Origin of the sequence: Azospirillum thiophilum, from assembly GCF_001305595.1 — a bacterium.
Lineage (GTDB): Bacteria > Pseudomonadota > Alphaproteobacteria > Azospirillales > Azospirillaceae > Azospirillum > Azospirillum thiophilum.
Map to the genome: position 1 here is coordinate 79467 of NZ_CP012402.1, position 26102 is coordinate 105568.

The 26102-nt window shown below is 71.1% G+C and carries 16 protein-coding genes; 14 read left to right on the forward strand and 2 right to left on the reverse strand.

What is annotated here, in order from left to right:
• Positions 1–72: 72 nt before the first annotated feature.
• The 9 genes from AL072_RS14370 (at position 73) to AL072_RS14410 (ending at position 14427) form a co-directional block, all read left to right on the forward strand.
• Positions 73–1953, forward strand: coding sequence for a glycosyltransferase (locus AL072_RS14370; protein ID WP_045586057.1), 1881 nt, complete (start codon positions 73–75; stop codon positions 1951–1953).
• A complete protein-coding gene (locus tag AL072_RS14375; protein ID WP_045586058.1) occupies positions 1950–4142 on the forward strand; it encodes a hypothetical protein in 2193 nt (730 codons plus the stop codon). The genes AL072_RS14370 and AL072_RS14375 overlap by 4 nt, the downstream gene beginning before the upstream one ends.
• A gap of 71 nt (positions 4143–4213) precedes the next feature.
• Positions 4214–6559 carry a GumC family protein gene (locus AL072_RS14380; protein WP_045586059.1) on the forward strand — a complete coding sequence of 782 codons (2346 nt, stop codon included), beginning with the start codon at positions 4214–4216 and terminating at the stop codon, positions 6557–6559.
• Between the two features lie 50 nt (positions 6560–6609).
• Positions 6610–7782 carry a glycosyltransferase gene (locus tag AL072_RS14385; RefSeq protein ID WP_045586060.1) on the forward strand — a complete coding sequence of 391 codons (1173 nt, stop codon included), beginning with the start codon at positions 6610–6612 and terminating at the stop codon, positions 7780–7782.
• Entirely contained in the window at positions 7779–8756 is a 978-nt protein-coding gene (locus tag AL072_RS14390; protein ID WP_045586061.1) for a glycosyltransferase family 2 protein, read from the forward strand. The genes AL072_RS14385 and AL072_RS14390 overlap by 4 nt, the downstream gene beginning before the upstream one ends.
• Complete coding sequence (locus AL072_RS14395; protein ID WP_045586253.1) at positions 8753–10288, forward strand: O-antigen ligase family protein; 1536 nt, start codon at positions 8753–8755, stop codon at positions 10286–10288. The genes AL072_RS14390 and AL072_RS14395 overlap by 4 nt, the downstream gene beginning before the upstream one ends.
• Complete coding sequence (locus AL072_RS14400) at positions 10273–11460, forward strand: glycosyltransferase family 4 protein (protein WP_245636865.1); 1188 nt, start codon at positions 10273–10275, stop codon at positions 11458–11460. Before AL072_RS14395 ends, AL072_RS14400 begins: the two co-directional genes overlap by 16 nt.
• A gap of 10 nt (positions 11461–11470) precedes the next feature.
• A complete protein-coding gene (locus AL072_RS14405; RefSeq protein WP_045586062.1) occupies positions 11471–12736 on the forward strand; it encodes a glycosyltransferase family 4 protein in 1266 nt (421 codons plus the stop codon).
• Positions 12733–14427, forward strand: a complete 1695-nt coding sequence (locus AL072_RS14410; protein WP_045586063.1) for a DUF2190 family protein — start codon at positions 12733–12735, stop codon at positions 14425–14427. Before AL072_RS14405 ends, AL072_RS14410 begins: the two co-directional genes overlap by 4 nt.
• A 34-nt stretch (positions 14428–14461) precedes the next feature.
• Here the strand turns inward: AL072_RS14410 and AL072_RS14415 are convergent, their stop codons facing one another.
• Positions 14462–15673: a glycosyltransferase family 4 protein gene (locus AL072_RS14415; RefSeq protein ID WP_082109416.1), complete on the reverse strand. Its 1212-nt coding sequence runs from the start codon at positions 15671–15673 to the stop codon at positions 14462–14464.
• A 342-nt stretch (positions 15674–16015) separates the two neighbouring features.
• On the opposite strand from AL072_RS14415, the gene AL072_RS14420 reads away from it, so the two are divergent.
• From AL072_RS14420 to AL072_RS14435, 4 genes are all read left to right on the forward strand, one after another.
• Positions 16016–18736: a carbohydrate-binding domain-containing protein gene (locus AL072_RS14420; protein ID WP_045586064.1), complete on the forward strand. Its 2721-nt coding sequence runs from the start codon at positions 16016–16018 to the stop codon at positions 18734–18736.
• 730 nt (positions 18737–19466) lie between these two features.
• A complete protein-coding gene (locus AL072_RS14425; protein WP_045586065.1) occupies positions 19467–20261 on the forward strand; it encodes a LuxR C-terminal-related transcriptional regulator in 795 nt (264 codons plus the stop codon).
• Positions 20262–20369: 108 nt separating this feature from the next.
• Positions 20370–21344 carry an aromatic amino acid exporter YddG gene (yddG, locus tag AL072_RS14430; RefSeq protein ID WP_082109417.1) on the forward strand — a complete coding sequence of 325 codons (975 nt, stop codon included), beginning with the start codon at positions 20370–20372 and terminating at the stop codon, positions 21342–21344.
• Positions 21345–21437: 93 nt separating this feature from the next.
• Positions 21438–23273, forward strand: coding sequence for an ABC transporter ATP-binding protein/permease (locus AL072_RS14435; RefSeq protein ID WP_082109418.1), 1836 nt, complete (start codon positions 21438–21440; stop codon positions 23271–23273).
• Between the two features lies 1 nt (position 23274).
• Here the strand turns inward: AL072_RS14435 and gcvA are convergent, their stop codons facing one another.
• Positions 23275–24150, reverse strand: a complete 876-nt coding sequence (gcvA, locus tag AL072_RS14440; protein WP_425388599.1) for a transcriptional regulator GcvA — start codon at positions 24148–24150, stop codon at positions 23275–23277.
• Between the two features lie 143 nt (positions 24151–24293).
• On the opposite strand from gcvA, the gene AL072_RS14445 reads away from it, so the two are divergent.
• Complete coding sequence (locus AL072_RS14445) at positions 24294–25952, forward strand: thiamine pyrophosphate-binding protein (protein ID WP_045586067.1); 1659 nt, start codon at positions 24294–24296, stop codon at positions 25950–25952.
• The last annotated feature ends 150 nt before the right edge of the window (positions 25953–26102 follow it).

Sequence of the window (26102 nt, forward strand, 5' to 3'; positions counted from 1 at the left end):
ATAGCCCGCTTAAACCAACGGGCGAATAGCCCGGCGAACGACCCGAACCCACCGGCCCAGAGGAAACCCACGATGCGACTGTCGCTCTTGACGCCCGAATACCCACCCGGCGAAAAGCTCGGCGGTATCGCCACCCACACCCACACCATGGCACGCGCGCTGACGCGGCTGGGCCATGCGGTCCAGGTGGTGACCCCCTGGAAGGGCGGCGGGGCCGCCGCCGGCATCTCCGTCGAAGACGGCGTGACGGTGCAGCGCGTCGATCCCGGCCCAAACCTGCAGGCGGTGCTCGACCGCTTCCGCACCAACCGCCGGCTGGCCGATGCCGTCCGCTCCTTCCGCCCCGACGTGGTCCACGCGGCCGAATTCGATGCCGACGCCTGGTGGCTGACCCGCTTCAGCACCATTCCGGTGGTGACGCGGCTGGCCACCCCGACCGGCATGGTGGCGGACACCAACGCGCAGTCCTGGGGGCCGCACACCCATCTGCTGAACGCGCTGGAACGCGACCAGACCCGGCGCAGCGCCGCGATCTACGCCTCAACCCGCGCCATCGCCCAGCGGGTCGCCGATTACTGGCGCATCGCGCCGGAACTGATCCAGGTGATCCCCAACAGCATCGACCTCGCCGCGGTCAGGGCCGCCGGTGCCGGCACGCCGCCGGTCTCCCTGCCGGACCGCTTCATCGTCTTCTTCGGCCGGCTGGAGGGGCGCAAGGGCATCGCCGCGCTCGGCCGCGCCATCCCCGACGTGCTGGCGGCAAACCCCGGCCTGCATCTGGTGATGGTCGGCGGCGAGGATCCGGCGAGCGCCTCCGTCATCGGCCAGTTCCGCCGCGACGTGGCGCCGGTGGCCGACCGTGTGCATGTCCTGGGCGCCCTGCCGCGCAACCACGCGCTGGCCGTGGTGGCCCGCGCCGAGCTGGCCGTCATCCCGTCGCTGTGGGAAAGCTTCGGCTTCGTCGTGGTCGAGGCGATGGCGCTGGGCGTCCCGGTGGTCGCCAGCGACTGCGGCGGCTTCCCCGAGATCGTCGAGCAGGGCCGCAGCGGCTGGCTGGTCCCGCCGGGGGAGGCGGCGCCGCTGCGCGACATGCTGATCGCCCGGCTGGCCGACCGCCCCGGGCTGGAGGCGGCATCCGCCGCCGGGCTGGAGCGTGCCCGGGACTTCGACGTCGACGGCGTCGCCGCCCGGGTGGCATCCCTGCTGGAGCAGGCCGGGGCCGAGCGCAACCAGGCCGCCAGTTCCGGCATCTACAACAACGGCTACCGCCGCCATTTCCGCCCCGACCACCCGACCACGCCCTTCTACCGCATCTATGACGAGAAGCGGCGCGCGGTGGCGGCGGAGCTGGACCGGTCGCCGCGGCTGCGCATCCTCGACGTCGGCGGCGGCTATGGCCGCATCACCGGTCCCTTCGCCGACCGCCACGACGTGACGCTGGTCGACATCTCGCACGAGATGCTGCGCGAGGCGAAGGAGCGCTTTCCCGCGCTCACCGTGCAGCAGGCCGACGCGCGCAGGCTTCCCTTCCCCGACGACAGCTTCGACCTCGTCATCGCCATGGATCTGCTCTGCCATCTGCCCGACCTGGAGGCAGGCGTGCGCGAGCTGCGGCGGGTGGTCAAGCCCGGCGGCCGGATCGCCTGCGACACCACCAATGCCAACCCGCTCTGGGTGGTGGCCTATCCCAGCTACTACCGCTGGCGGCCCGACCGGCTGCTGGCGACCATGCGCTGCCATGGCGTGCTGCCGGAATGGAAGGCGCTGGTCCGCCACCATTGGGCGCCGGAGATGCGCAAGGCGATCGCCGCCACCGGCCTGACCCTGCAGAAGACCGACCGTTTCGGCCCGCCGGGGGTGGCGAAATGGCATCTGTGGTGGTGCCGGCGCGGCGGGGCCGGCCCGGACGGACAGGCGCCGAAAGGGCTGTCTCCGGAGGGATTCACGTCGTGACGAAGCCCCCCCTCCTCCTCTATCTCGCCCATGGCGGCGACCCGCAACGCGTCGCGGTCGCCCCGGTGCTGGCCGCCGCGGCGGAGCGGGCCGGCTGGGCCTTCGACCTCTATTACGACGGGCGCCGCAGCGGCCGCCATTTCGGCGGCTGGGAAGAGGGCAACCGCACCGAGGCGACCGGCTCCGGCAGCCTGATGGCCGGCGGCCGGCACCTGGACCATGCGCTGTGGCTGACCACCTGCTACCGCGTCGTCGCGCTGGGCGACCCCGCCTCGCCGCTGTGGCCGGTGGTGGAATCCTCCGGCGAGTGCGCGCTGCGCAGCAGCGACCCGGCGGCCCTTTACGAGACCGCCTTCCGCCTGCTCGGCCAGCCGATCCCGGACGAGGTGGCGGTGCTGGACATGGCGCCGCAGACCCCGCTCGGCATCGTCGCCGCCCCCTTCCTCTACCCGCGCCTGATGGCGGCCCCCTGCCTCGGCATCGAGGCCGGCGCCGACGTGGCCCTGCGGGAGCGGCTGGAGGTGCTGGGGGCCAGGCGCTTCGTCGGCGTCTGCGTCGACCCGGTGCGCGCCCGCCGGTTTCCCGGCGGCCTCGACGCGGTCGAGGGCAAGGTGGCGGGGGAGAGCTATGCCAGCTTCAGCGCCGGCCTCGCCCGTCGTCATGCAGCCTGGGGGCGCGGCACCCTGCTGGGCGACCCCGACCTGATCGCGGCGCAGCTGCCGCTGGCGGCGGCCAAGCGCCTGCTGCCGCTCTACGGCCGGCCGCAGACCGACGTGATCGAGCGGGCCGCCGACCTGATCCGCACCGGGGCCGACCCGGTCTATGGCCGGCAGTTCGACGACCACGACTTCTTCGCGCTCGGCCGGCTGGGCCGCGGGTTGCAGATCGTCGATCCCGACCCGCCCTTCGCCAGCACCGCCGCGCTGCCGCTGCGCATCCCGGAACCGCCGCGGCCCGTCACCGACTTCGAGCCCGACGACGCCACGCTGCGCCGCTGGGCGGCGGAGGGGCGGGTGCTGACCACGCTGGTTCTGTGGTCGGGCATGATCCGCGAGCTGCACTGCATCCCGCGCATCCTCGATCTGGTGGCGGCGACCGGCCTGCGCTGCGGGCTGGTGGTCACCGTCGACAGCCTGACCCAGTCCAGCCCCGCCGACCTCGCCCTGCTGGCGGTGCCGGAGGAGCGCGGCGGCGTGCTGGGCCGGGTTGAGCTCCTGCTCGGCAGCACCGGCCGCGGCGTCTGCGCCGAAGGCGAGATGGATGAAGGAGAGCTGGGGCGCCTGCTGACGGATGCGCGGGCGGAGGTGGCGTCCATGCTGCCGCCCGGCCTGATGCCGCGCGGCTGGTGGCCGCTGGTGGATGCGCCGCTGGTCCCCGGCCGGACGCCGCGCCTGCATTGGGAGGAGGGCCACCCGGTCCTGCGCATCTCCCCCCGTCCCCGCCCGGCGGAGACGCCCGCCGCAGGCGCCACCGCGTCCGAAGACGCGCCATCTCACATTGTCCCTGCCCCCGCTGCCCCGATCCACACTGCGCCGCCCGATGCTCCTCCGGCGATGGATGCCCGGCGCCTGATCGGCAACGCGCTGCGGCGCTACCGGCTCGACCGCTTCTACGAGGCATGGCGCCCCTACGACAGCGCCCGTCCCGGTCCGATCCGGCCGGAGATCGCCGCCGCCGTGCGCGCGGCCGGCTTCGACTACATGTGGACCAAGGCCGGCTTCGGCAGCGCCGGGCCGGCGCTGGTCGACGGCGGCTTCGTGGCCCTGCCCTTCACCGCCGGCGACTGGGACGGCTGGTCGCCCTTCTACACGCTGCGCAACACGGCCCAGGTCCGGGCGGCCGAACGCCGGTTGACGCGCAGCGGCAAGCCCGGATGGCTGGCCTCCAACATCGACTCGATCCTGTGGATGCTGCCGGGCGAGGTCCTGGAAAAGGGCCGCGCGCTGTTCCAGGTCGCCCAGCTGGTTGCCGGCGGCGGCGGGACCGGCACGCTGGTCAACGTCACGCCGCACACCGTCGCCCGCTACGCCCGCATCCTGGCAGACGCGACGGCGGAGCGGAGCGCCGGGTCCGAGCCCGGGACGGGCGCCGGAGCGCCGGACAACCCGCCACCGCCGGACAAGCCGCCCGCCGGCCACGCCTCTTCAACCACCCCCACGGCCGCCCGCAACACGGCCGAAGTCGGCTGAAGCTCCGGCCGGAACCGCCTTTGCAGCACCGCCCCTTGCGCACCGCCTGTCGAGATGAAGGAGTTCAGCCCATGGAAGCACCGGAACACCGCCTGCCCCCCGGCGCGGCCGGCTTCGCCTCCGGTTTGGTGGCACCGCCGGTCGGATCGGGCGCCGACAAGGTCGATGTGAAGCGGCTGGCGCAGACGCTGTGGCGGCAGAAATGGCTGATCCTCGGCATCACCGCGCTCTTGTGGCTGCCGGCGGTGCTGCTGATCAACGCCATGACGCCGCTCTACAGCTCCTCGTCGGTCGTGGTGATCGACCCCCACCCCAACCGCGTCATCAACATCCCCTCGGTGTCCGAGCCGATGGGCATCTATCTCGACACCGTCAACACCGAGGTCGAAATCCTGCGCTCCCGCGATCTCGCCCGCCGCGTGGTGGAGACGCTGAACCTGGGGCAGGAACCGGAATACATGGCGATCGACGCCAAGCCCGGCCTGCTGACCCCGCTGATGGAGGAGGGCCGCGCCCTGCTGGCCGGGCTGGGATCCGCGTTGCCCGAACCGCTGGCCGGCCTGCTGACGCCGCCGCCCCGCCCGGCCCCGGTCGGCGGCAGCGCCGAGGAAATCGAGAGCGCCCGGTTGATCGACGCCTTCCAGAAGACCCTGCGCATCAGCCCCGGCGTGCAGTCGCGGGCGATCCGCATATCGGTCGAGGCCAAGGATGCGCAGCTGGCCGCCCGCGCCGCCAACACCGTCGCCCAGACCTACATCGCCATGCAGGTGGAGGCCAAGCGCAACGCCACCATGCAGGCCAGCGACTGGTTGCAGAGCCGGCTCGACGAGCTGCGCCAGGACATGACCGCCACCGGCCGCGCCGCGGTCGAGGCAATGCGCTCGGAAACCGGCATGGTCAAGGGCCGCGATGCCCCCCTGGTGAACGAGGAGATGTCGGCGCTGAACGGCCAGCTGGCCGAGGCGCGCTCCGCCCATGCCAACGCCCAGGCCCGGCTGCGGCAATTGCAGACGGTGAGGCCCGGAAACCCGGAATCGCTGTCCGGCGCCGACATCGGCGGCGACCCGATCATCACCGGGCTGCGCCAGCGCCAGGCGGCGCTGAGCGCCCTGCTGGCCGAGCTGAACGCCCAGTACGGCGATCGCCACCCGGCGCTGACCCGCCCGTCGGCGGAGCTGCGCGAGCTGAACGCCACGCTGTCCACCGAGATCGACCGCGTGGTCCGCGGCCTGCGCGGCGAGGTGGAACAGCAGGTCGCCAGGATCCAGGATCTGACCCGGCGGCTGGAGGGGCTGCGCACCGAATCCTTCGACACGCTCCAGGGCGAGGTCCGGCTGCGCGAGCTGCAGCGGCAGGCCGACGCGTCGGACGACAACTACCGCCGCGCCGTCACCCGCCTGAAGGAAACCCAGGTGCTCCAGGCGCTGGAGATGACGCCGGACGTGCGCATCGTGTCGGCCGCCGCGGTGTCGGCCGGCCCGGTCGGGCCGGGCAAGACGGTGATGGCCGGGCTCGCCGCGGTCGTCTGCGGCGCCATCGCCACCGGCATCGCCCTGGTGCGGACGATGAGCCAGCGCGGCGTCTACAGCTCCCATCAGGTGGAAGCGCTGCTCGGCCTGCCGGCGGTCGGCATCGTGCCGCTGCTGGGCCGCGCCCGCCGCTCGGGCGGATACCCGGGCGGCCCGGACAAGGGCCGCGATCCCGCCCGCGACCCCTATGCCGGCACCGGCAGCGACTTCGCCGAAGCGGTCTGGCGGCTCTGCGCCCGGCTGCATCTGGTCCGCACCGGCGCCGGGCCGGCGGCCGGCAAGGGCGGCGAGGTGATCATGCTGACCTCCTCCGTCGCCGGCGAGGGCAAGACGACGCTGGTGGTGGCGCTGGCCGCCTTCCTCGCCGACGCCGGCCGGCGGGTGGTGGTGATCGACTGCGACACCCGCCGCCCGACCGTCCACCGCCTGCTGGGCGACGGCCGGCCGCCAAAGGGGCTGACCGAACTGCTGGCCGGCGACGCCACGCTGGACCAGGTGCTGCACCTCGATGACCGGCGGCGGGTGGCGGTGGTCGCCGCCGGCAGCCCGGTCGACCGGCCGCAGACCCTGCTCGGCTCCAAGGCGATGCTGTCGCTGCTGGTGGAGCTGTCGGAACGCTACGACGTGGTGATCCTCGATACCCCGCCGGTGCTGTCGGTGTCGGACGCCCTGATCCTGGCGCCGCTGGCCGACCGCGTCCTCTACGTCGTGCGCTGGGCGCGCACCGCCTCCAGCCTCGCCGGCGCCGGCATCAAGCAGGTGCGGCAGGTCGGCGGCCGGATCGGCGGGGCGATCCTGTCGATGGTCAGCGCCCGCGAGCATGCCAGCCTGGAATATGGCGCCCGCCCGCCCGGCGGCCGCTCCTACCGCCTGCGCCGCATCGCCTGAACGGCGGCCCCTGAACCATGCGAAGGCTGTCCCTTCCCGGAGGACCCACCATGAAAGTCGCGATCGTCCATTACTGGCTCGTCGGGATGCGCGGGGGAGAAAAGGTTCTGGAAGCCCTGTGCGAGCTGTATCCGGAGGCCGACGTCTTCACCCATGTCTACCGGCCGGAGCGCATCTCCCCGATCATCCGCCGCCACCGGGTCACCACGACCTTCATCGACCGGCTGCCGATGGCGCACCGCATGTACCAGAAATACCTGCCGCTGATGCCGCTGGCGCTGGAGCAGCTCGACCTCAGCGCCTACGACCTCGTGATCAGCAGCGAATCCGGCCCGGCCAAGGGCGTGCTGACCCGGCCCGACGCGCTGCATGTCTGCTACTGTCACACGCCGATGCGCTATGTGTGGAGCGGCTATCACGACTACCTGTCCTCGGCCGGGCCGCTGGTGCGCCCGCTGATGCCCTACGCCATCCACCGGCTGCGGCAATGGGATCTGGCGACGGCGGCGCGGGTCGACCGCTTCATCGCCAATTCGGCGACGGTGGCGCAACGCATCTGGCGGGTCTACCGCCGCGACGCGACCGTCATCCATCCGCCGGTGGAGACGCTGCGCTTCGCCGCCGCCGAGCCGCCCCCGACGGTGGACGGGGACGGCCATTACCTGTTCGTCAGCCAGCTGGTCGCCTACAAGCGCGCCGACGTGGCGATCGAGGCCTTCAACCGCATGGGCCGCAGGCTGGTGGTGGTCGGCGAAGGCGAGGAGTACCGCCGGCTGAAGCAGATGGCCGGCCCGACGGTCGAACTGCTCGGCCATTGCTCCGCCGACGAGCTGGACCGGCAGTATGCCGCCTGCCGCGCCCTGGTCTTCACCGCCAACGAGGATTTCGGCATCGTTCCGGTGGAGGCGATGGCCGCCGGCCGGCCGGTGCTGGCGCTGAACCGCGGCGGCGCCACCGAGACGGTGAAGGACGGGCTTTCCGGCCTGTTCTTCGACCAGCAGACGCCCGAGGCGCTGATCGAGGCGGTCGAACGCTTCGAGGCGCAGGAGCACCGCTTCGACCCCGCGGCGATCCAGGCCCATGCCGCCCGCTTCGACCGGACGGTGTTCAAGACGCGGCTGCGCGAGACCATCGACAGCTGGATGCATGGCGAGGAGCCGTCGCTGGCGCCCGCCAGGGCCACCGTCACCGACGCCCGCGGGCGGGAGCTGGCCCCGGCATGAGCGCGCGCACGGCCATGACACACCCCGCCAACTCCCCGCTCCTGAGCGTCACCGTGATCGTGCCGACCTACCGCAGGCCGGACCAGCTGGCCGGCTGCCTCGACGGCCTGGTCCGGCAGACGCTGGCGCCGGTCCAGGTGATCGTCACGGTGCGCGACAGCGACCCCGCCTCGGCGGAGGTCGCCCGGCGCTATGCCGGGGCGCTGCCGATGCAGGTCGTCGACATCGGGGTGCCCGGGCAGGTCGCCGCCATCAACCGCGGCATGGACCATGCCCGCGGCGACATCGTCGCCATCACCGACGACGACGCCGTCCCTCATCCCGACTGGGTGGAGCGGATCGAGGCGTGGTATCGCAGCGATCCGCGGATCGGCGGCGTCGGCGGCCGCGATCATGTCTACCACGACGGCGTACCCGAGACGGGGGCCGCGACGGTGGTCGGCCGGCTGCAATGGTTCGGCCGGGTCATCGGCAACCATCATCTGGGCGTCGGCGCCGCACAGGACGTCGACGTTCTGAAGGGCGCCAACTGGAGCTTCCGCCGCGCCGCCATCGACGGCCAGCGGCTCAACACGCGGCTGCGCGGCAGCGGCGCCCAGGTCCGCAACGAGGTGGATTTCTGCCTGCGGCTGTCACGCCGGGGCTGGCGGCTGGTCTACGACCCGCTGGTGGCGGTCGACCATTTCCCGGCCGTCCGCTTCGACATCGACCAGCGCGGCGCCGGCCATTTCCACCCGCTGGCCCAGGAGAACGCCACCTTCAACGACACGCTGGCGCTGATGGCCCATTTCGGCCCGGCCAACCGCGTGGTCTTCGCCGCCTGGGCGCTGTCGGTCGGCACCTGCGAGTTCCCGGGCGCGGCGCAATGGGCGCGGCTGGCCCTGCGCGGCGACCGCCATGCCGGGGCGAAGCTGCGCGCCACCCTGCGCGGCCGGCTGGCCGGGATGCGCGAGTGGCGGGGGGCGCCGGCATGAGCCTCGCCACCGCGACATCCGCGTTCGGCGGCGCCGGCCATGACGGCGCAAGCGGACATGGCACTGCCGGACTGCCGTCCGTCGCCAAGCTGGCGCCGACGCTGTTCTGGGTCCTGGTGGCGATGCCGGTCCTGATGGGCAAGGCGGGGCTGCTGGAGATCATCTTCCCGGTGGGCGCGCTCGCCACCGGCGCGTTGCTGGTGACGCGCGATCCCGCCCGCTTCGCCGCCTTCACCTGGTGGCTGTGGTTCCTGACACCGGAGGTGCGGCGGCTGGTCGACTACCAGGCCGGTTGGAGCGTCATCAGCCCGGTCATGGTGACGCCCTTCGCCGTCGGCGCCATGACGTGGCTCGTGGTCGCCCAGTACCTGCCGATGCTGCGCTACCGGGCCTATTTCGGCTTCGTCCCGGTGATGGCCGGGCTGTTCTACGCCTATGTCAACGGCATCTCCCAGGCCGGCATGGCGGCGGCGACCTTCGCGCTGCTGAACTGGCTGGTCCCCGTCACGCTCGGCCTCTATGTCGCCCTGCACTGGCCGATCTACCCGCAGATCCGCGACGCCGTGCTGCGCGCCTTCGTGCTGGGGCTGACGCTGGTCGGCGGCTACGGGCTGATCCAGTATTTCGTCATGCCGCCCTGGGACGCGCGCTGGCTGATCAATGTCGGCATGACCAACCAGGGCCTGCCGCTGCCGATGCAGGTCCGCGTGTTCAGCACCCTGAACTCCTCCGGTCCGCTGGCCTTCCTGCTGGTGACCGGGCTCGCGGTGCTGCCGGCGGCCCGCGGCATCCTGGTGCCGGTCGCCGGGGCGCTGGCGCTCGGCTCGCTGATGCTCAGCCTGGTGCGCGCGGCCTGGCTCGCCGGGCTGTTCGTCTTCGTCTGGCTGCTGCTGACCATGCCGGGACGCCACCGGGTCCGGCTGGTCGCGGTCGGGATCGGGCTGGTGCTGTGCTCCCTGCCGCTGCTCAGCGTGCCGCGGGTCAACCAGGCCATCGTCTCGCGCTTCGACACGCTGAACTCGATGGAGAACGACCGCAGCTACCAGGAGCGGCAGGAGTTCTACGGCCGTTTCCTGATCCAGGCGCTGACCGAGGTGCGCGGCGCCGGTCTCGGCACCGTCGACACCGCGACCAAGCTGACCAACGAGGACGGCCAGCTGGGCGTCATGGCCTATTTCGACAGCGGCATCCTGCGCGTGCCCTACGAGCTGGGCTGGCCCGGCACGCTGGGCTATGTCGTCGGGATCGTCGCGCTGATGGTCGGGCTGCTGCGCCGCGGCGGCGCTCCGCCCGACCCCTTCGCCCGCTGCGCCGAGGCGGCGGCGCTGACGATCCTCGCCTGCATGGTGTTCGAGCACACGCTGGTCAAGGTCACGGGCGTCGGCTTCTGGTTCTTCCTGGGCATGGGCATGGCGGCGAAGAACCATGGCCTCGCCAGCCGGCTGGCGGCCCCGCTCCCCGGCGACCCCAGCCCCAACGATCCGCGTCCCAACGATCTGCATCAAGGGGACAAGCAATGGACGGAAGCCTGATCCTCCCCGGATTCCTGCCGGAAGAGATGCGGGAGGCCAGCGTGCTCCAGCTCGGGCTGGGCTGGTTCCCCGAAACCCATGGCGGGGCCGAGAACGTCTTCTACAACCTCGCCCGCCATCTGCCGCGGCAGGGCATCGCGGTGGACGGGCTGGTGCTGGGCAGCATCCGGGCGACGCTGGACAGCGGCGCGCGCATCGACAGCTTCGCCCCGCCGACCGCCTCGCTGCCGCGGCGTCTGGCGGCGGCGCGGACGGCCATCGCCGGGGCGCTGCACCGGCAGTCGCCGGACCTCGTCGCCTCGCATTTCGCGCTGACCGCGGTGGCCGCGCTGCCGGCCCTGCGCAACCGGCCGCTGGTCGTCCATTTCCATGGCCCCTGGGCGCTGGAAAGCGCGGCGGAGGGAGCCGGCGCCCTGTCGGTTCGGCTGAAATTCCTGGTCGAGCGGCTGGTCTACGACCGGGCATGCCGCTTCATCGTGCTGTCCCACGCCTTCGCCGCCATCCTGGCCGAGCGGTACGGCGTGCCGCCGGAGCGCATCGACCGGGTGCCGGGCGGGGTCGAGGCCGACCGCTACGACCTGCCCGACAGCCGGCGCGACGCCCGCGCCCGGCTGGGCTGGCCGCAGGGACGGCCCATCCTGCTGACCGTTCGCCGGCTGGTGAAGCGGATGGGGCTGGCCGCGCTGGTGGACTCCATGGCGGAGCTGCGCCGCCGCGTGCCCGACGTGCTGCTGGTCGTCGCCGGCCGCGGGCCGGAGGCGGCGGCGCTCCAGGACCGCATCGGCGCGCTGGGGTTGGAGGAGCATGTGCGGCTGCTGGGATTCGTGCCCGACACGCATCTGCCGCTGGCCTACCGCGCCGCCGACCTGTGCGTGATGCCGTCGCAGGCGCTGGAGGGCTTCGGCCTGACCGCGCTGGAATCGCTGGCGGCCGGCACCCCGGTCCTGGTCACGCCCATCGGCGGCCTGCCCGAGGTGGTGGAGGGGCTGGACGGCGACCTCGTGCTTGCCGGGACCGACGCCCGCGCCATCGGCCTCGGCGTGGCGGAAGCGCTGACCGGCATCCGCCGCCTGCCTTGCGCCGACGCCTGCCGGTCGCTGGTGCGGACCCGCTTCGACTGGCCGGTCATCGCCGCCCGCACCGCCGCCGTCTACCGCGGCGCCCTGTCGTGAGTCCTTCGCCATGAGCACCATCGTCATCCTCTGCGACCACGCCCACCCCGGCGGCGGGCTGGCCAAGGTCGCCATCGCCGGGGCGGTCGGGCTGGCGCGGCGCGGCCACCGGGTGCGGTTCTTCACCGCGGTGCCGCCGATCGACCCGGCCCTGCTGACCGAGGGCATTACCGTCCATTGCCTGGGGCAGCCCGACCTGAAGGGCAATGCCGACCGCGTCCAGGCGGCGCTGCGCGGCCTGTGGAACCGCGAGGCGGCCCGCGCGCTGGAGACGCTGCTGGCCGCCTGCCCGGCCAACGACACGGTGATCCACATCCATGGCTGGGCCAAGGCGCTGTCGCCCAGCGTCTTCCCGCTGTGCCGGCGGTCCGGCCTGCCGGTGCTGCTGACCCTGCACGACTATTTCCCGCTCTGCCCGAACGGCGCCTTCTTCATCTTTCCCGACGGCACCAACTGCCCGCACCGGGCGCTGTCGGCCGGCTGCCTCGCCACCGACTGCGACGCCCGCGCCCGGCATCACAAATGGTGGCGGGCGGCCCGCCACGCCGCGGGTGCACTGTCGGGCGGCTTCACCGGCGGCATGGCGCTGCTGACGCTCAGCGACCGCCAGCGCGCGGTCATCGCCCCCCATCTCGCCCCCGGCACCGTCACCCTGCCGGTTCCCAATCCGGTGGAGGTGGAGGATCGCGGCCCCGCCCCCGTCGCCGCCAACAGTCGCATCCTGTTCGTCGGCCGGCTGTCGCGCGAGAAGGGGGCCGCCCTGCTGGCGGAGGCGGCGGCGCTGGCCGGCTGCCCGGTCCGCTTCGTCGGCGACGGCGAGGAGGCCGAGACGGTCCGCCGCCTCAACCCGGACGCCGAGCTGGCCGGCTGGCTGCCGCCCGACGCGGTGCAGGAGGAAATTTGGCGGGCGCGGGCGCTGGCGGTGCCGTCGCTGTGGTACGAGACCTTCGGCCTCGCCGCCTACGAGGCGCTGGCCAACGGCGTCCCCGTGGTCGTCAGCGACAATTGCGCTGCGGCCGAAGCGGTGCGGCCGGGCGGGAACGGCTTCCTGTTCCGCAGCGGCGACGCCGCCGACCTCGCGCGCTGCCTGCGCCTGCTCGCCCATGGCGAGGAGGCGGCACGGCTCGGCCGCCAGGCCCATGACGGCTATTGGCGCCATCCCTTCACGCTGGACCGCCACCTCGACCGGCTGGAGGAGATCTACCGCGCGGCGCTCTGCGGCGGCCTGCGCGCACTCGCCCATCTCGACGGCCCGGCGCGGGCCTGCGCTCCATGAGCCCTCCCATCAGCCGCCCCCTCAGCCGCCGGCTTCTCCTGCTGGCCGCCGCCCTGGCGCTGCCGGCGGCGACCGGCGCAGCGCAGCGCCGCGGCCCGCCGGACTCCCCCGCCCCCGTACCGCCGCCCAAACCCGGCCCGGCCCCATCCGGCCCAACCCTGTCGATCCGCGACCGCGGCGCGATCGGCGACGGGCGCAGCCATCCGCTGTCGGAACGCTACAAGAGCCTGGAGGCGGCGCGCCGCGTCCATCCGCACGTCCGCTCGCTGGACCAGGAATGCGACTGGGCGGCCGCGCAGGGCGCGATCCTGGAGCTGTCGCGGTCCGGCCATGGCGGCACGGTGCTGGTGCCGCCCGGCCATTACCGGCTGGATGGCGAACTCGTCCTGCCCAACCTCGACCGCTACGACGATGCCTTCAACGAGGTGGAAATCGTCGGCGCCGGCATGCGCGCCTCGCTGCTGTCCTGGCCGGACGATCTCGGGCCGGGCCGTTTCGCCATCCGGGCCGGCAGCCGGCAGGGGAAGGGGGAGGGTACGGGCGACCGCGACGGCTACCAGCGCAGCCGCATCGCCCATCTCGGCCTGCGCGGCCCGAAGCCCGGCAACCGGCCGGGCGATGCGCCGCCGGGCATGGGCGGGGTGGCGCTGACCTCGCGCTTCCTGCTGGAACGGGTCGGGGTGTTCGGCTTCCGCGCCGGGGTCGACGTCTGGCGCGACCATTCCTCGCTGATCTCCTGCCAGCTGACCAAGAACCACATCGGCGCCTACTGGTCGGCGGGAACCGAGAGCTTCGGCGACCATCTGTTCCTCGACACCGACCTTGCCGGCAACACGCTGGCCTCCATCGCGGTGGCGCCGGAGAACGGCATCGACCATTCCAGCTTCATCTCCTGCCATTTCGGCTTCTCCCCCTACGGCATCCTGGCGGAGGACGGGCCGGCGCAGCGCACCTTCCTGTCCAACAACAAGTTCCTCGACTGCGCCTTCGAGGCCTGCGGCAACGGCTGGATCCAGGGGCCGATGGCGGAGATGTTCGGCAACAGCCTGATCGGCTGCAGCGGCTCGCTGCTGCCGGACTACCGGCTGGCCAAACGGCCGGTCGCCGGGCTGATCGTGGTGCGGACGCTGGAGCGCAACCAATTCACCGGCGGCACCGCCAGCTTCGGCGACGGCACCAACGACCGCGCCGCCGACATCGGGACCGCGGCCATCGTCGCCGGCAACGCCGTCGGCAACCGGTTCGAGGATGCCGAGCGGCTGATCCGCCTGGGGCGCGACGGCCTGGCCCCCGCCCTGGCGGTCGCCGGCACCTGCCGCGCCAACCGCTTCGAGGCGGTTGAGTGTTCGGGGGAATTCCGCAAGGTTGGCACCGGCGGCGTCGATGCCGGCAATCTGGTGCAGCGCGACTATGACCGGGTCCGCCGGCTGGAGCCCGACCGCCCGGCCGACGGCGTCGCCCTGACGTCATCCCCGGCCGGCGGCATCGTCCCGGTCGCGACCGCCGGCATCGCCCCGGTCGGCAAGACCCGCGCCGCCATCCGCATGGGCGCGGTGCTGCGTCCCGGCGGGGCCGCGTCGATGCGGGTGGACCCCTCCCCCGGTCCGGGAGCGCCGGTCGGGGTCGCCACCGTGGACGCGCCCGCCGGCAGCGACAGCGTGACGGTGGAGTTGCGGCTGGAGTTGCGCTGAGGAAGGGGCCGGGGGAGCCGGGCCGGCCCCCACCCTAACCCTCCCCCGCTGGGCGGCGGCAGTCCCCTCCCCCGCCCAGCGGGGGAGGGTTAGGGTGGGGGTACGGAGCGACAGTCCCGCCAACCATCCCCGCCGCCTCCACCAGATCGGCATACAGCCCTGCCGTCACCGACCAGTCGTGGCGTTCGGCGATGCGGCGGCCGGCCTCCCCCATCCGGCGGCGGAGCGACGGATCCGCAGCCAGCCGACCCAGCGCCCGCACCAGCGCCGCATGCGCGTCGGGCTCGTCGAGGATCACCGCCGCCCCGTCCTCCAGCAGCCAGCCGGCACCAGCGAGCCGGGTGGTGACGACCGGCAGGCCGCTCGCCGCCGCCTCCAGCAGGACGAGGCCGAAGGGCTCGTAGCGGGTCGGGAAGACGAACAGGTCGGCAGCCCGCATCAATGCCGCCACGTCGCGCCGGTGGCCGAGGAAGCGCACCCGCCCCTCCAGACCGAGCGACCGCGCCAGCGCCGGGAACGGTCCGCCGCGCTCGTCCCCCACCACCGCCAGCGCCAGACCGGGCACCTCGGCCAGGGCGCGCAGGACACCGTCCAGGTTCTTGCGGTCGCTGCGGGCGTCGCCGACGAACAGCGCCACCGGCCGGCCGTCGGGCAGGCCGAACAGCGACGGATCCGGCGATCCGGGCCGGAACTCCGCCACATCGACGCCATTGTCGATCACCCGCAGCCGGGCCGGGTCGATGCCGTCCCGGCGCAGCTCGTCCGCCACCGTGCGCGACACCGCCACCAGCCGGCCGCTTCGGCGGAAGCTCCAGCGCTCGAAGCCGGTGTTCAGCAGGGTGTAGAGCGCCCGGTAGAGCGACAGCGGCGAGACCGCCTTGCGGATCGGGTGGGCGGGCGAGCGCAGCCAGGCGGAATGGACGAAATGCACGGCGTTCACGTCCGACCGCGCCCAGCTGACAAAGCCGTTGACCAGCACCCGGTCGATCCCCCGCCGCCTTTCGCGCGCCAGCGCCCGCCCGGCACGCCAGGCGAACAGCTGGTCCTTGGCCAGCTGCGTCGGTATCCCACCGCCGCAGACCGGCACCCAGCACAGGCGGGGATGGCGCGCCAGCTCCTCCGCGACCTCGCCGGCGATGGCGACGACCTCATGGCCGCGGTGCAGCAACTCCTCCACGACGACGGCGTTCACGCGGCCCTGCCCGTCATGGCGGACGATCTTCTGCGTCACCACGGCGATCCGCATGAAGGAAGCTCCTGCTCGGCTGTATCGACGGTATCGGCGGCGGTTCACGCCGAAGTGGACCACGGAGCCGCGCTGCATGCCAAACAAACGAAAGATACGAGAACTGCTCAACAGGCTTAAGACCGCCGTTGTTGAGCCAATTCTTTCAGTGGCCAAAGCATTCGCAGAATCAAGATCGATTTTTATGGAAGAGTCAAAGATGAGTCAAAGTGATGTCTCATCATTATCCCTCTCAATATCAGCGACAACATGTCAAGACTCCCGAACGAACAGGGTAATCCGATCGATACGGTTAACCCGGTATAGTCCTTGATTAATCTTTGGTTAATGGGAGTCGCACCGATGGCGAGCACCGAGTCCAATCTCATCGATGTCACCTTTGCGATCGACGCCTGGGGACAGGCTGCGGGCGGCGTCTGGCCGCATCTGGCGCTGAAGCTGGACGGCACGACCATCGGGCAGGCGACGGTGAACAGCGGCAGCGTCGGGCGCTACACCATCAGCGCCAAGGTTGCCGCCGACAGCGCGCACAAGCTCCAGATCGTCTACGACAATGACGGCACCGCGAACGGGGCCGACCGCAACCTGTTCGTCCGCGCCGTGTCGGTGAACGGCACGCCGATTGCCGCGACCGATCCGTCGGTGACCTACGACAAGGGCGCCGTTGACGGAAAGGACGTGGTGAAGGGCCAGGAGGCGATGTATTGGGGCGGCGCGCTGAACGTTGCCCTGCCGGCCTCGCTGTTCCCGGCCGCCGATGTGGTGGCGGCCCCGGCGGCGACCAAGGCCTTCAGCGTCGTGGTCAACGCCTGGGGCAAGAGCGCAGGCGGCGTGCCGCCGCATTTCAAGCTGCTGGTCGACGGCAAGGCGGTCGGCGACGCCAAGGTGGCCGCCACCTCCCAGACCGCCTACAAGTTCACGGTAGACCTCGACCCGGCCGTGGCGCACAAGATCCAGGTCCAGTACGACAACGACGCCGTCGTCAACGGCCAGGACCGCAGCCTCTATGTCGGTTCGGTCGTCGTCAACGGCCACAGCATCGCCTCGACCGCCGCCGGGGTCAGCTATGACCGCGGCGCGCTGGACGGCAAGGACGTGATCGCCGGCCAGCAGGGATTGTGGTGGAACGGCACGCTGAGCGTTCCGGTCACCAAGGACATGCTCGCCGGCGGCACGACCACCACCCCGACCCCTCCCGCCGCCACGCTGCCGAAGAACGACCACACCGCCAGCGCCGGCGTCAGCAGCGACCGGCCGCCGCTGAAGTCGGACGTGTCCAGCATCTCATGGGGCGCCGACCGCGGGCTGGCGCCGCAGCATCTGTTCTGGGACTCGGTGCCCGACTATGCCAGCGCCTCCCACCTGAAGGAGACGCGCGACGTCGCCGCCGACCATCTGGCCGACGGGGTGATGCCGCTGATCGGTCTGCAGCTGTGGGAAGACACCTTCGAATATTCCCAGAACGGCGGCGAGTTCGCCAATCTGGGCGGGCACAAGGCCTGGGTCGCCTGGGTGAAGGCGCATCAGCAGTATCTGGGTCGCGACGCCGACGGCAACATCCTCAACGCCGACAGCGGCAACCCCTCCGGCTGGGGCTATGTCAGCCCGCTGATGCCGCTGGACGCCAAGGACGCGCCGGCCGGCTGGACCGGCGGCACCGCCCATTACGCCGACTGGATGGCCGACAAGCTGGGCCGGCTGTCCGCCCTGACCGGCACCCGTGGCTACGAGCTGGCCGACTTCTTCGACGGCAGCCCGCATTCCGGCGTCATGGACTTCTTCAACTCGCGGATGATCGCCGAATTCAGCAGCAAGACCGGCATCAAGGTCGCCGGCAGCACGCTGGCGCAGCAGGCCTCCGACATCGTCGACAACCACCCGACCGAATGGCTCGATTATTTCGTCGACGGCTGGGCCTACAGCTGGAAGGCGCTGGACGAGGCCATCGTCAAGAACACCGGCAAGGCGGCCTGGCTGACCACCCAGGTCTCCTTCACCCCGGCGGCGATGCGCGAGTTCGCCGGCGTCGATGCCCGGGTGATCGCCGAGAAGATGAACGAGGACGACATCCTGTTCAACGTGCAGACCCTCGAACGCTTCGAGATGCAGCACAAGCAGGCGCCGGCCTCCTACGAGCAGGCGATGCTGGGCATCCACGCAGCCCGCGCGCCGGACGCCCATTTCGGCCACATGATGTCCTCGTCGGAGGACGATTATTGGGGCGCGGTCGACAGCCTCTACACCGGTGTCAGCGGCACGGTGCGCGAGGAGCTGGGCTGGGGCCGGCTGGAGCAGACCTGGATGCAGAGCGGCTGGACCATGATCGCCGACGACCAGGGCGGCGTGCGTCGCGCGGCCGAGCAGTGGTCGCGCAGCTATCACGATTGGGGCGAGGTGAAGCAGCCCTGGCTCGACATGCTGCGCGACATCGTGCCGACCCGCCCCTTCGGCCCGGCGCTCTATTACAGCGCCAACGCCGAAAAGGCGATGAACGCGCTGGAGCCGGCCGGGAACTCGATCGGCAACGCCTATCTGGGCGAGTTGCTGGAACCGATCACCAGGCTGCACGATGCCGGCGTCACCTTCGGCTATTACGTCAGCGACGCCGCCCTGCCGTCGATGACCAAGGCCAGCGCGCCCAGCGCCTGGATCATCCCGCAGGCGACCTACGAGGGACAAAACCTGTTCAGCGACGCCGAGATCGCCGCGCTGAAGGCCAAGGCGCCGGTGCTGATCGGCGACGAGGCGCTGAACTACGATCACCCGCTGACCTTCACCGACAAGGATCCGGACGCCCAGATCACCGGCTACGGCTTCTACGACCAGAAGGATCGGCTGATCGTCGTCGCCTCCGACCGGGTGGACTTCAACGACACCGCATCGCGCAAGGCGGTCGCCACCCATGTGGAACTCCAGCTCGCCAATGGCCACTACACGGTCCAGGACCTGATCCACAACACCACCCAGGGCTTCGACGTGGTCAACGGCGTCGGCGGCTTCGACACCTCCATCGCCCGCTGGGACACCGGCGTCTACGCCATCACCCACGACATGGCGGCGTAACACCGGCTCCGGACGGCAGGCGCTTTCCAAAGGCGGCATCCGGGATGGGGCCCCGCTTCGGCGGGGCTCCATTTTCGTTTGCATGTTCAACGAAAATTCTGCTGGCGCTCTCTGTTTAAGAGTCTATATTATCATCGAAGATGGAGCAGAGATACGACAACGTCAAAGTCTATATTTCTAACATAAATTGTTTTTAAAGAATTTTTTTCTTCTTTATGCTGCTGTATCCTTTGGTTGGTTTCTCTTCGTAACCTCTCCGTAAGGCTTCGTCCGGCAGGGAAAGCCCCCATTTCTTCGGGGTATCTCTTCCAATTTTTTCCGCAAGAACGCCTTATTACAGTTGTCCTTCTGACGAAGGACGCTGCCCGAGCGGTATGGAATTGCCTCCCTCTGACCCTGGAAGCATTCCAAAAGTGCAGCAGACAACGCCGTGAGTGCCGGATCATAGTTTGATCTAAATTCGATTGGACGGTCATCGACCGACAGATACGGCGTGCGTCGTCCGTCGATTTCGCTCATCGCGCCGGCTCAGCGCGGCGGCAAGGCAAAGGTGCAGGCACGACGGCTCGAACGGGGAGCCGAAGGTTGTCCGCCGGACGGCAGAATCCGGCTGGCCTTGATCGTCACGCACCGATGCCACCAATGCCGGGCGCAGCGTCCTGGGGAGGAGGCCTTGCGGTCTGGCCACGCGATGTCGCCCGCCGAACGTCTATTCTTGGGGGAGACGGACATGCCCAATCGCATTCGTGTGATTGTACACAACCAAAGCCGATTGCTGCGCGAATCCATCCTGAACATTCTGGACGATTGCTTCGAAGTCATCGATCCGCAAAGCCGGCTGGCAGGGCTTGCGCCGCATCCGATGTGGAACGGACGGGTGAACGGGGCGAGCGAGCGCCGTTCACCGGGCATCCCTGTCGGCGGCACCAGCGGCGGCGTGGCCACGCTGGAACCGGAATCCGGCGCCGGGCGGGCGGCGGACATCGTGCTGTTCGACCTCGCCTCCCTGAAGACCGACGCCTGGAACTTCCGCAACTGGTACGGCGAGCAGGCCAAGCTGGCGATGATCGCCGACGAGTTCTCCGCCCATCACATGCGCATGGCCCTGCGCTTCGGCGTGCGCGGCTATCTGCTGAACCGCATGGCGCCGTCCGCCTTCGTGCTGTCGCTGCGCCTGATCCATGCCGGCGAGCCGGTGGTGCCGGAGGAATGCTTCGAGTATTTTTCGCCCACCGCGATGCGCCGCGGCGGCGAGGATGGCTCCCTGCCCCAGCACGAGACCGAGCTGCTGGGCTATCCCGGCCTCTATCCGCGCCACGCGCGCATCCTGAAGCTGATCATGGACGGGTGCAGCAACAAGGAGATCGCGCGCGAGATGCTGATGACCGAGGATCTGGTCAAGCTGCATGTCCGCCACATCATGCAGACCATCAACGTCCGCAACCGCACCCAGGCCGCCCTGTGGGCCGCCCAGAGCGGCATCATCCAGGAGATGGAGTATTTCCTGGAGCGGACCGTGCCGTAGGAAGCGCCGGGCAGGCGGCCGAAGGGATCGCCGACAGGGCCGGGCGGCAGCGCATTCCGCAGTGCGGCACCCATTGCAGCCGCTCCCCGCGTCAGCTATGCAACCCGCATGAGCGCCGACGCCCTTCCCGACCCCACCCTTCCCCGCCCGCCCGCCGCCTCGTCCGCCGCCCCGCCTTCCGCGGCGGAGGTCCGGCATGCGACCGGGGTCGGCTCCATCGCCATCCTGCTGTGGTCGACGGCGGCGCTGCTGACCTCGCTGTCCAGCGCCATGCCGCCGCTGCAACTGGTCGCGGTCACCTTCGGGCTGGCCTTCCTGACCGGCATCACCGTCGCGGCGCTGCGCGGGCGCGGCGTGGTGAGCGCGCTGCGGCAGCCCCTGCCGGTGTGGATGGTCGGGGTCGGCGGGCTGTTCGGCTACCATGCCTGCCTGTTCCTGGCCTTCCATCTGGCGCCGGCCGCCGCGGTGGAGGTCAACCTGCTGAACTATCTCTGGCCGCTCTGCATCGTGCTGTTCTCCGCCCTGCTGCCGGGCGAGCGGCTGAAGGCGGCGCATGTCGCCGGGGCGCTGTGCGGCTTGGCCGGCACCGCGCTGATCCTGTCGGGCCGCGGCGGCAGTCTCGCTCTGGACGGGCTGCATCTGGACGGCGCCAACCTGTCCGCCTATGGCGCGGCGCTGGCCGCCGCGCTGATCTGGGGCGCCTATTCGGTGCTGTCGCGGCGCTTCGGCAGCGTCCCGACCGAAGCGGTGAGCGGCTTCTGCCTCGTCACCGCCCTGCTGGGACTGGCGGGCCATCTGCTGTTCGAGGATGCCACGGTGTGGCCGCAGCACCTGATGGGCTGGCTGGCGCTGCTGGCGCTCGGCCTCGGGCCGGACGGGCTGGCCTTCTTCGTCTGGGACCATGGGATGAAGCGCGGCGACATCCGGGCGCTGGGCGTGCTGTCCTACGCGGTGCCGCCGGCCTCCACCCTGCTGCTGATCCTGTTCGGGCAGGCCAGCGGCGGCTGGACCGTGTGGGCGGCCTGCGCGCTGATCGCCGGCGGCGCGGTCATGGCCAGCTGGGACATGATCCGGGGCCGGTGAGCGGGAAAAGGGTGACAGCGATTTCATGCCGCGGGCGCTGCGAATGGTGGTAATCGGCAAGGATCGTCCCGACGGCCTGCGAGTGCCTGCCAAATGCCAGAGCGTTCGTCCGATTTGCGTTCGTCCGATTGTCCCCCCTCCTCTTCCGAGCCTCTTTCCGGACGCCTGTCCGCCACCCGCCGATTCCTTGCCGATGTCTGGCGCCTGACCCGCCCCTACTGGTTCTCGGAAGAGAAATGGGCGGCGCGCGGCCTGCTGGCGGCGATCGTCGCGCTGAATCTGGCCGCGGTGTTCATGGAGGTCTGGTTCACCCGGATCAACGCCGAGCTGTTCGACGCGCTCCAGGACAAGAACCAGGACGGCTTCATCCATGCCCTGCTGATGTTCGGCGGGCTGGCGCTGGTCTTCATCGCGGTGGCGGTCTACCGGCTCTACCTGAACCAGATGCTGCAAATCCGCTGGCGCCGCTGGCTGACCGGGCGGTATCTGGGCGACTGGCTGGAGAACCAGACCTACTACCGGCTGGCCTTCGCCGGGACGGGCACCGACAACCCCGACCAGCGCATCGCCGAGGATCTGCGTGGCTTCGTGCAGATGACGCTCAGCCTGTCTCTGGGATTCCTGACCAACATCGTCTCGCTGGCCTCCTTCCTGGTCATCCTGTGGAGCCTGTCGGGCGCGGTCGCCCTGCCCTGGCTCGGCATCGAGCTGCCCGGCTACATGGTGTGGGTGGCGTTGGCCTATGCGGTCGCCGGCACCTGGATCACCCACCGCATCGGCAAGCCGCTGGCCCGGCTCAGCTTCGACCAGGAGCGTTACGAGGCCGACTTCCGCTTCGCCCTGGTCCGTCTGCGCGAGAATGCCGAGAGCATCGCCCTCCAGCAGGGCGAGGCGCAGGAGGCGCGCGGCTTCGACGGCCGCTTCGCCAACGTCGTCGCCAACTGGTGGGCACTGATGCGCACGCAGAAGCGGCTGGTCTGGTTCACCTCCGCCTACGGCCAGATCGCCGTCATCTTTCCCTTCCTGGTCGCCGCTCCCCGCTATTTCAGCGGCGCCCTGCCGCTGGGATCGCTGATGCAGACCTCGCAGGCCTTCGGGCAGGTCCAGGGCTCGATGTCCTGGTTCATCGACGCCTATGTCAGCCTGGCCGACTGGCACGCCACCACCAGCCGCCTGACCGGCTTCCGCCATGCGGTGGAGACGGTGCGGGCCGCCGGCCGCGACAATGCCGGGATCGAGCGGACGACCGCGGCGGACGACGCCCTGCGGCTGGACGGGCTGGCCCTGACCCTGCCGGCGGGCGGCGCCCCGCTGGTCCGCGCCGACCTGACGGTACGGCCGGGCGAGCGGCTGCTGATCGCCGGCCCGTCGGGGTCGGGCAAGAGCACCATCCTGCGCGCCATCGCCGGCATCTGGCCCTTCGGCCGGGGCCGCATCGTCCTGCCAGCCGCTGGGCCGGGCGAAGGGCCGGCAGGCAGTCCTGACGCCCCGAACGGCACCATGGTCCTGCCGCAGAAGCCCTATCTCCCCATCGGCCCGCTGCGCGCCGCGGTGACCTATCCGTCGGCTCCCGACGTCTTCGACGACGAGGCGGTGCGCGAGGTGCTCGACGCCGTCGGCATGGCGGGACTGGCCGAGCGGCTGGCGGAGGAGGATCATTGGACGCAGCGCCTGTCCGGCGGCGAGCAGCAGCGCATCGCCATCGCCCGCGTCCTGCTGCACAAACCCGATTGGCTCTATCTGGACGAGGCGACGTCAGCCTGCGACCCGGAGACCGAGGAACGGCTCTACGGCCTGCTGCGCGACCGCCTGCCCGGCACCGCGATCGTCAGCATCGGCCACCGCCCCGGCCTCGCCGCGTTCCACGACCGCCGGCTGACGGTCCGGCGCGACGGCGACGGGATCGGCGATCTGGTGGGGGCGGCCTGAGCTATCCCGGCGGCAACGCCCCCCGCGCCTCCGCCAGCAGCCATTGGCGGAAGGCGGCGAAGGGCGGGTGGTTGGCCTTGCCGCGGGGATGCACGAGGTAATAGGCCCGCGCGCTGCGGTGCGGGCGGTCGATGGCCGGAACCAGCGTGCCGTCGGCCAGCTCGCCGCGCACCAGCAGGGTCGGCAGCAGGGCGACGCCCAGCCCGGCCTCCGCCGCCTGGGCGGTGGTGGCGAACTGCTCGAACACCATGCCGGCGCCGGGGCGCGGGGCCAGCCCCTGGGCGGCCAGCCAGTCGTTCCAGGCATCGGCGCGCGTGCTGGTGTGCAGCAGCGGCAGCGCCGGCAGGTCAGCCGGCTCCGTCACCGGATGCGCCGCCAGGAAGGCGGGGGAACAGACCGGCAGCACCTCCTCGTCCAGCAGATGGTCGCAGACGGCATCGGGCCAGTCGCCGAAGCCGTAATGGATGGCGGCGTCCAGGTCATGGACGCGGAAGTCGAAGGGAGCCAGCTTGGTGGTGAAATGGATCGTCACATGGGGGTGGGCCGCCTGGAAGGCCGGCAGCCGCGGCACCAGCCAGCGCGTGCCGAAGGTCGGCAGGATGGCGAGGTTCAGCACGCCGCCCTTGGGCGCCGCGATGGTCCTCACCGTGGCTGCCGCGATCTGGCGCAGCGCGTCGCGCACCGGGTCGGCATAGAGCGCGCCGGTGGGGGTCAGCGTCACCCGCTGGCCCTTGCGGACGAACAGGGCGGTGCCGATCTGCTCCTCCAGCGCCTTGACCTGCCGGCTGACCGCCCCTTGCGTCAGCGACAGTTCCGCCGCCGCCGCGGTGAAGCTGCCGGTGCGCGCCGCCGCCTCGAAGGCGGTCAGCATGCTCATGGAAGGGAGGAGGCGGCGCTGCAGGTCCATGCCACTTCATTACCAAAGCTCATGACCTGTGGAAAGAAAGTCGTTTGCGCTCTGGTGCGGGGCACGGCACCGTCGGTATCCTGGAGATCCGGAACAGGTGGGGCGGAGCAGCGATGAAGACCGGTGGTCAGTTGATCGTCGAAGCGCTGGAGGCGCAGGGCGTGCGGCGGGTGTTCGGCGTGCCGGGCGAGAGCTATCTCGCCGTGCTGGACGCGCTGCATGACAGCCCCATCGACATGGTCGTCTGCCGCCACGAAGGCGGCGCGGCGATGATGGCGGAGGCGCAGGCCAAGCTGACCGGCCGTCCCGGCGTCTGCCTGGTCACCCGCGGCCCCGGCGCCACCAATGCCGCGTCGGGCATCCATGTCGCCCAGCAGGACGAGACGCCGCTGGTCGTGCTGGTCGGCCAGATCGAGCGCGGCATGCGCGGCCGCGACGCCTTCCAGGAGGTCGATTACGGCAAGCTGTTCGGCGGCATGTGCAAGTGGGTCGCCGAGATCGACAGCGCCGACCGCGTGCCGGAGATGATCTCCCGCGCCTTCCACACCGCGATGGCCGGCCGTCCCGGCCCGGTGGTGCTGGCCCTGCCGGAAGACACGCTGACCGAGACCGCCGATGCTGCCGCCGCCCCGCGGGCCGAGCCGGTGGACAGCGCGCCGACGCCGGCGCAGGTGGCATCCTTCGCCGATCTGCTGGCCAAGGCGGAGAAGCCGCTGCTGGTGGTCGGCGGTTCCCGCTGGACGGAGGAGTCGGTCGCGGCGCTGAAGGGTTTCGCCGAGCGGCTGTCGCTGCCGGTGGCCGTCACCTTCCGCCGGCAGATGCTGTTCGACCATGCCCATCCGCTCTATGCCGGCGACATCGGGCTGGGCATCAACCCCAAGCTGACCGCGCTGGTCAAGGACAGCGACCTGCTGATCCTGCTGGGCGACCGCTTCTCCGAGGTGCCGTCGCAGGGCTACGGCCTGCTTGGCATCCCCGATCCGCACAAGGCGGTGGTCCACATCCATCCGGGCGCCGAGGAGATCGGCCGCGTCTTCCGCCCGACGCTGGGCATGGTCGCCACGCCGGGCGCCTTCCTGGAGGCGGTGTCGGCGCTGGCCGTCACCCCGAACCCGGTCTGGGCTGCCCGCGCCGAGACCGCGCATGCCGCCTACGAGGAGTGGAGCACCCCGCCCGACGCCATCCCCGGCGAGGTGCAGATGGGCCGCATCATGGCCTGGCTGGACGAGCGGCTGGCCGACGACGCGATCTTCACCAACGGCGCCGGCAACTACGCCACCTGGATCCACCGCTTCCACCGCTTCCGCCGGTTCGGCACGCAGGTGGCGCCGGTCTGCGGCTCGATGGGCTACGGCCTGCCGGCCGCCGTCGCCGCCAAGCTGCAGCACCGCACCCGCGACGTGCTGTGTTTCGCCGGCGACGGCTGCTTCCAGATGACCGGGCTGGAGTTCGGCACCGCCGTCCAGGAGGGCGCCGCGGTCATCGTGCTGGTGGTCGACAACGGCATGTACGGCACCATCCGCATGCACCAGGAGCGCGAATATCCCGGCCGCGTCTCCGGCACGGCGCTGAAGAACCCGGACTTCGCCGCCTTCGCCCGCGCCTATGGCGGCCATGGCGAGACGGTGGAGACCACCGACCAGTTCGCCCCGGCCTTCGAGCGCGCCCGCGCGTCCGGCCTGCCGGCGATCATCCACATCAAGCTCGACCCCGAGGCCCTGACCCCCAACCGGACCCTGTCCGAGATCCGTGCGGCGGGTAAGGGCAAGTAACCGACACCTCGCTTTATCCCCTCTCCCCCCTGGGGAGAGGGTTAGGGTGAGGGGGACGCACTGCAGGATTTTCGCAATAGTCCCGCCGCGCCTCCCCCTCACCCCGTCCCTCTCCCCGAGGGGGAGAGGGGGAGACCTACACACCCAAGG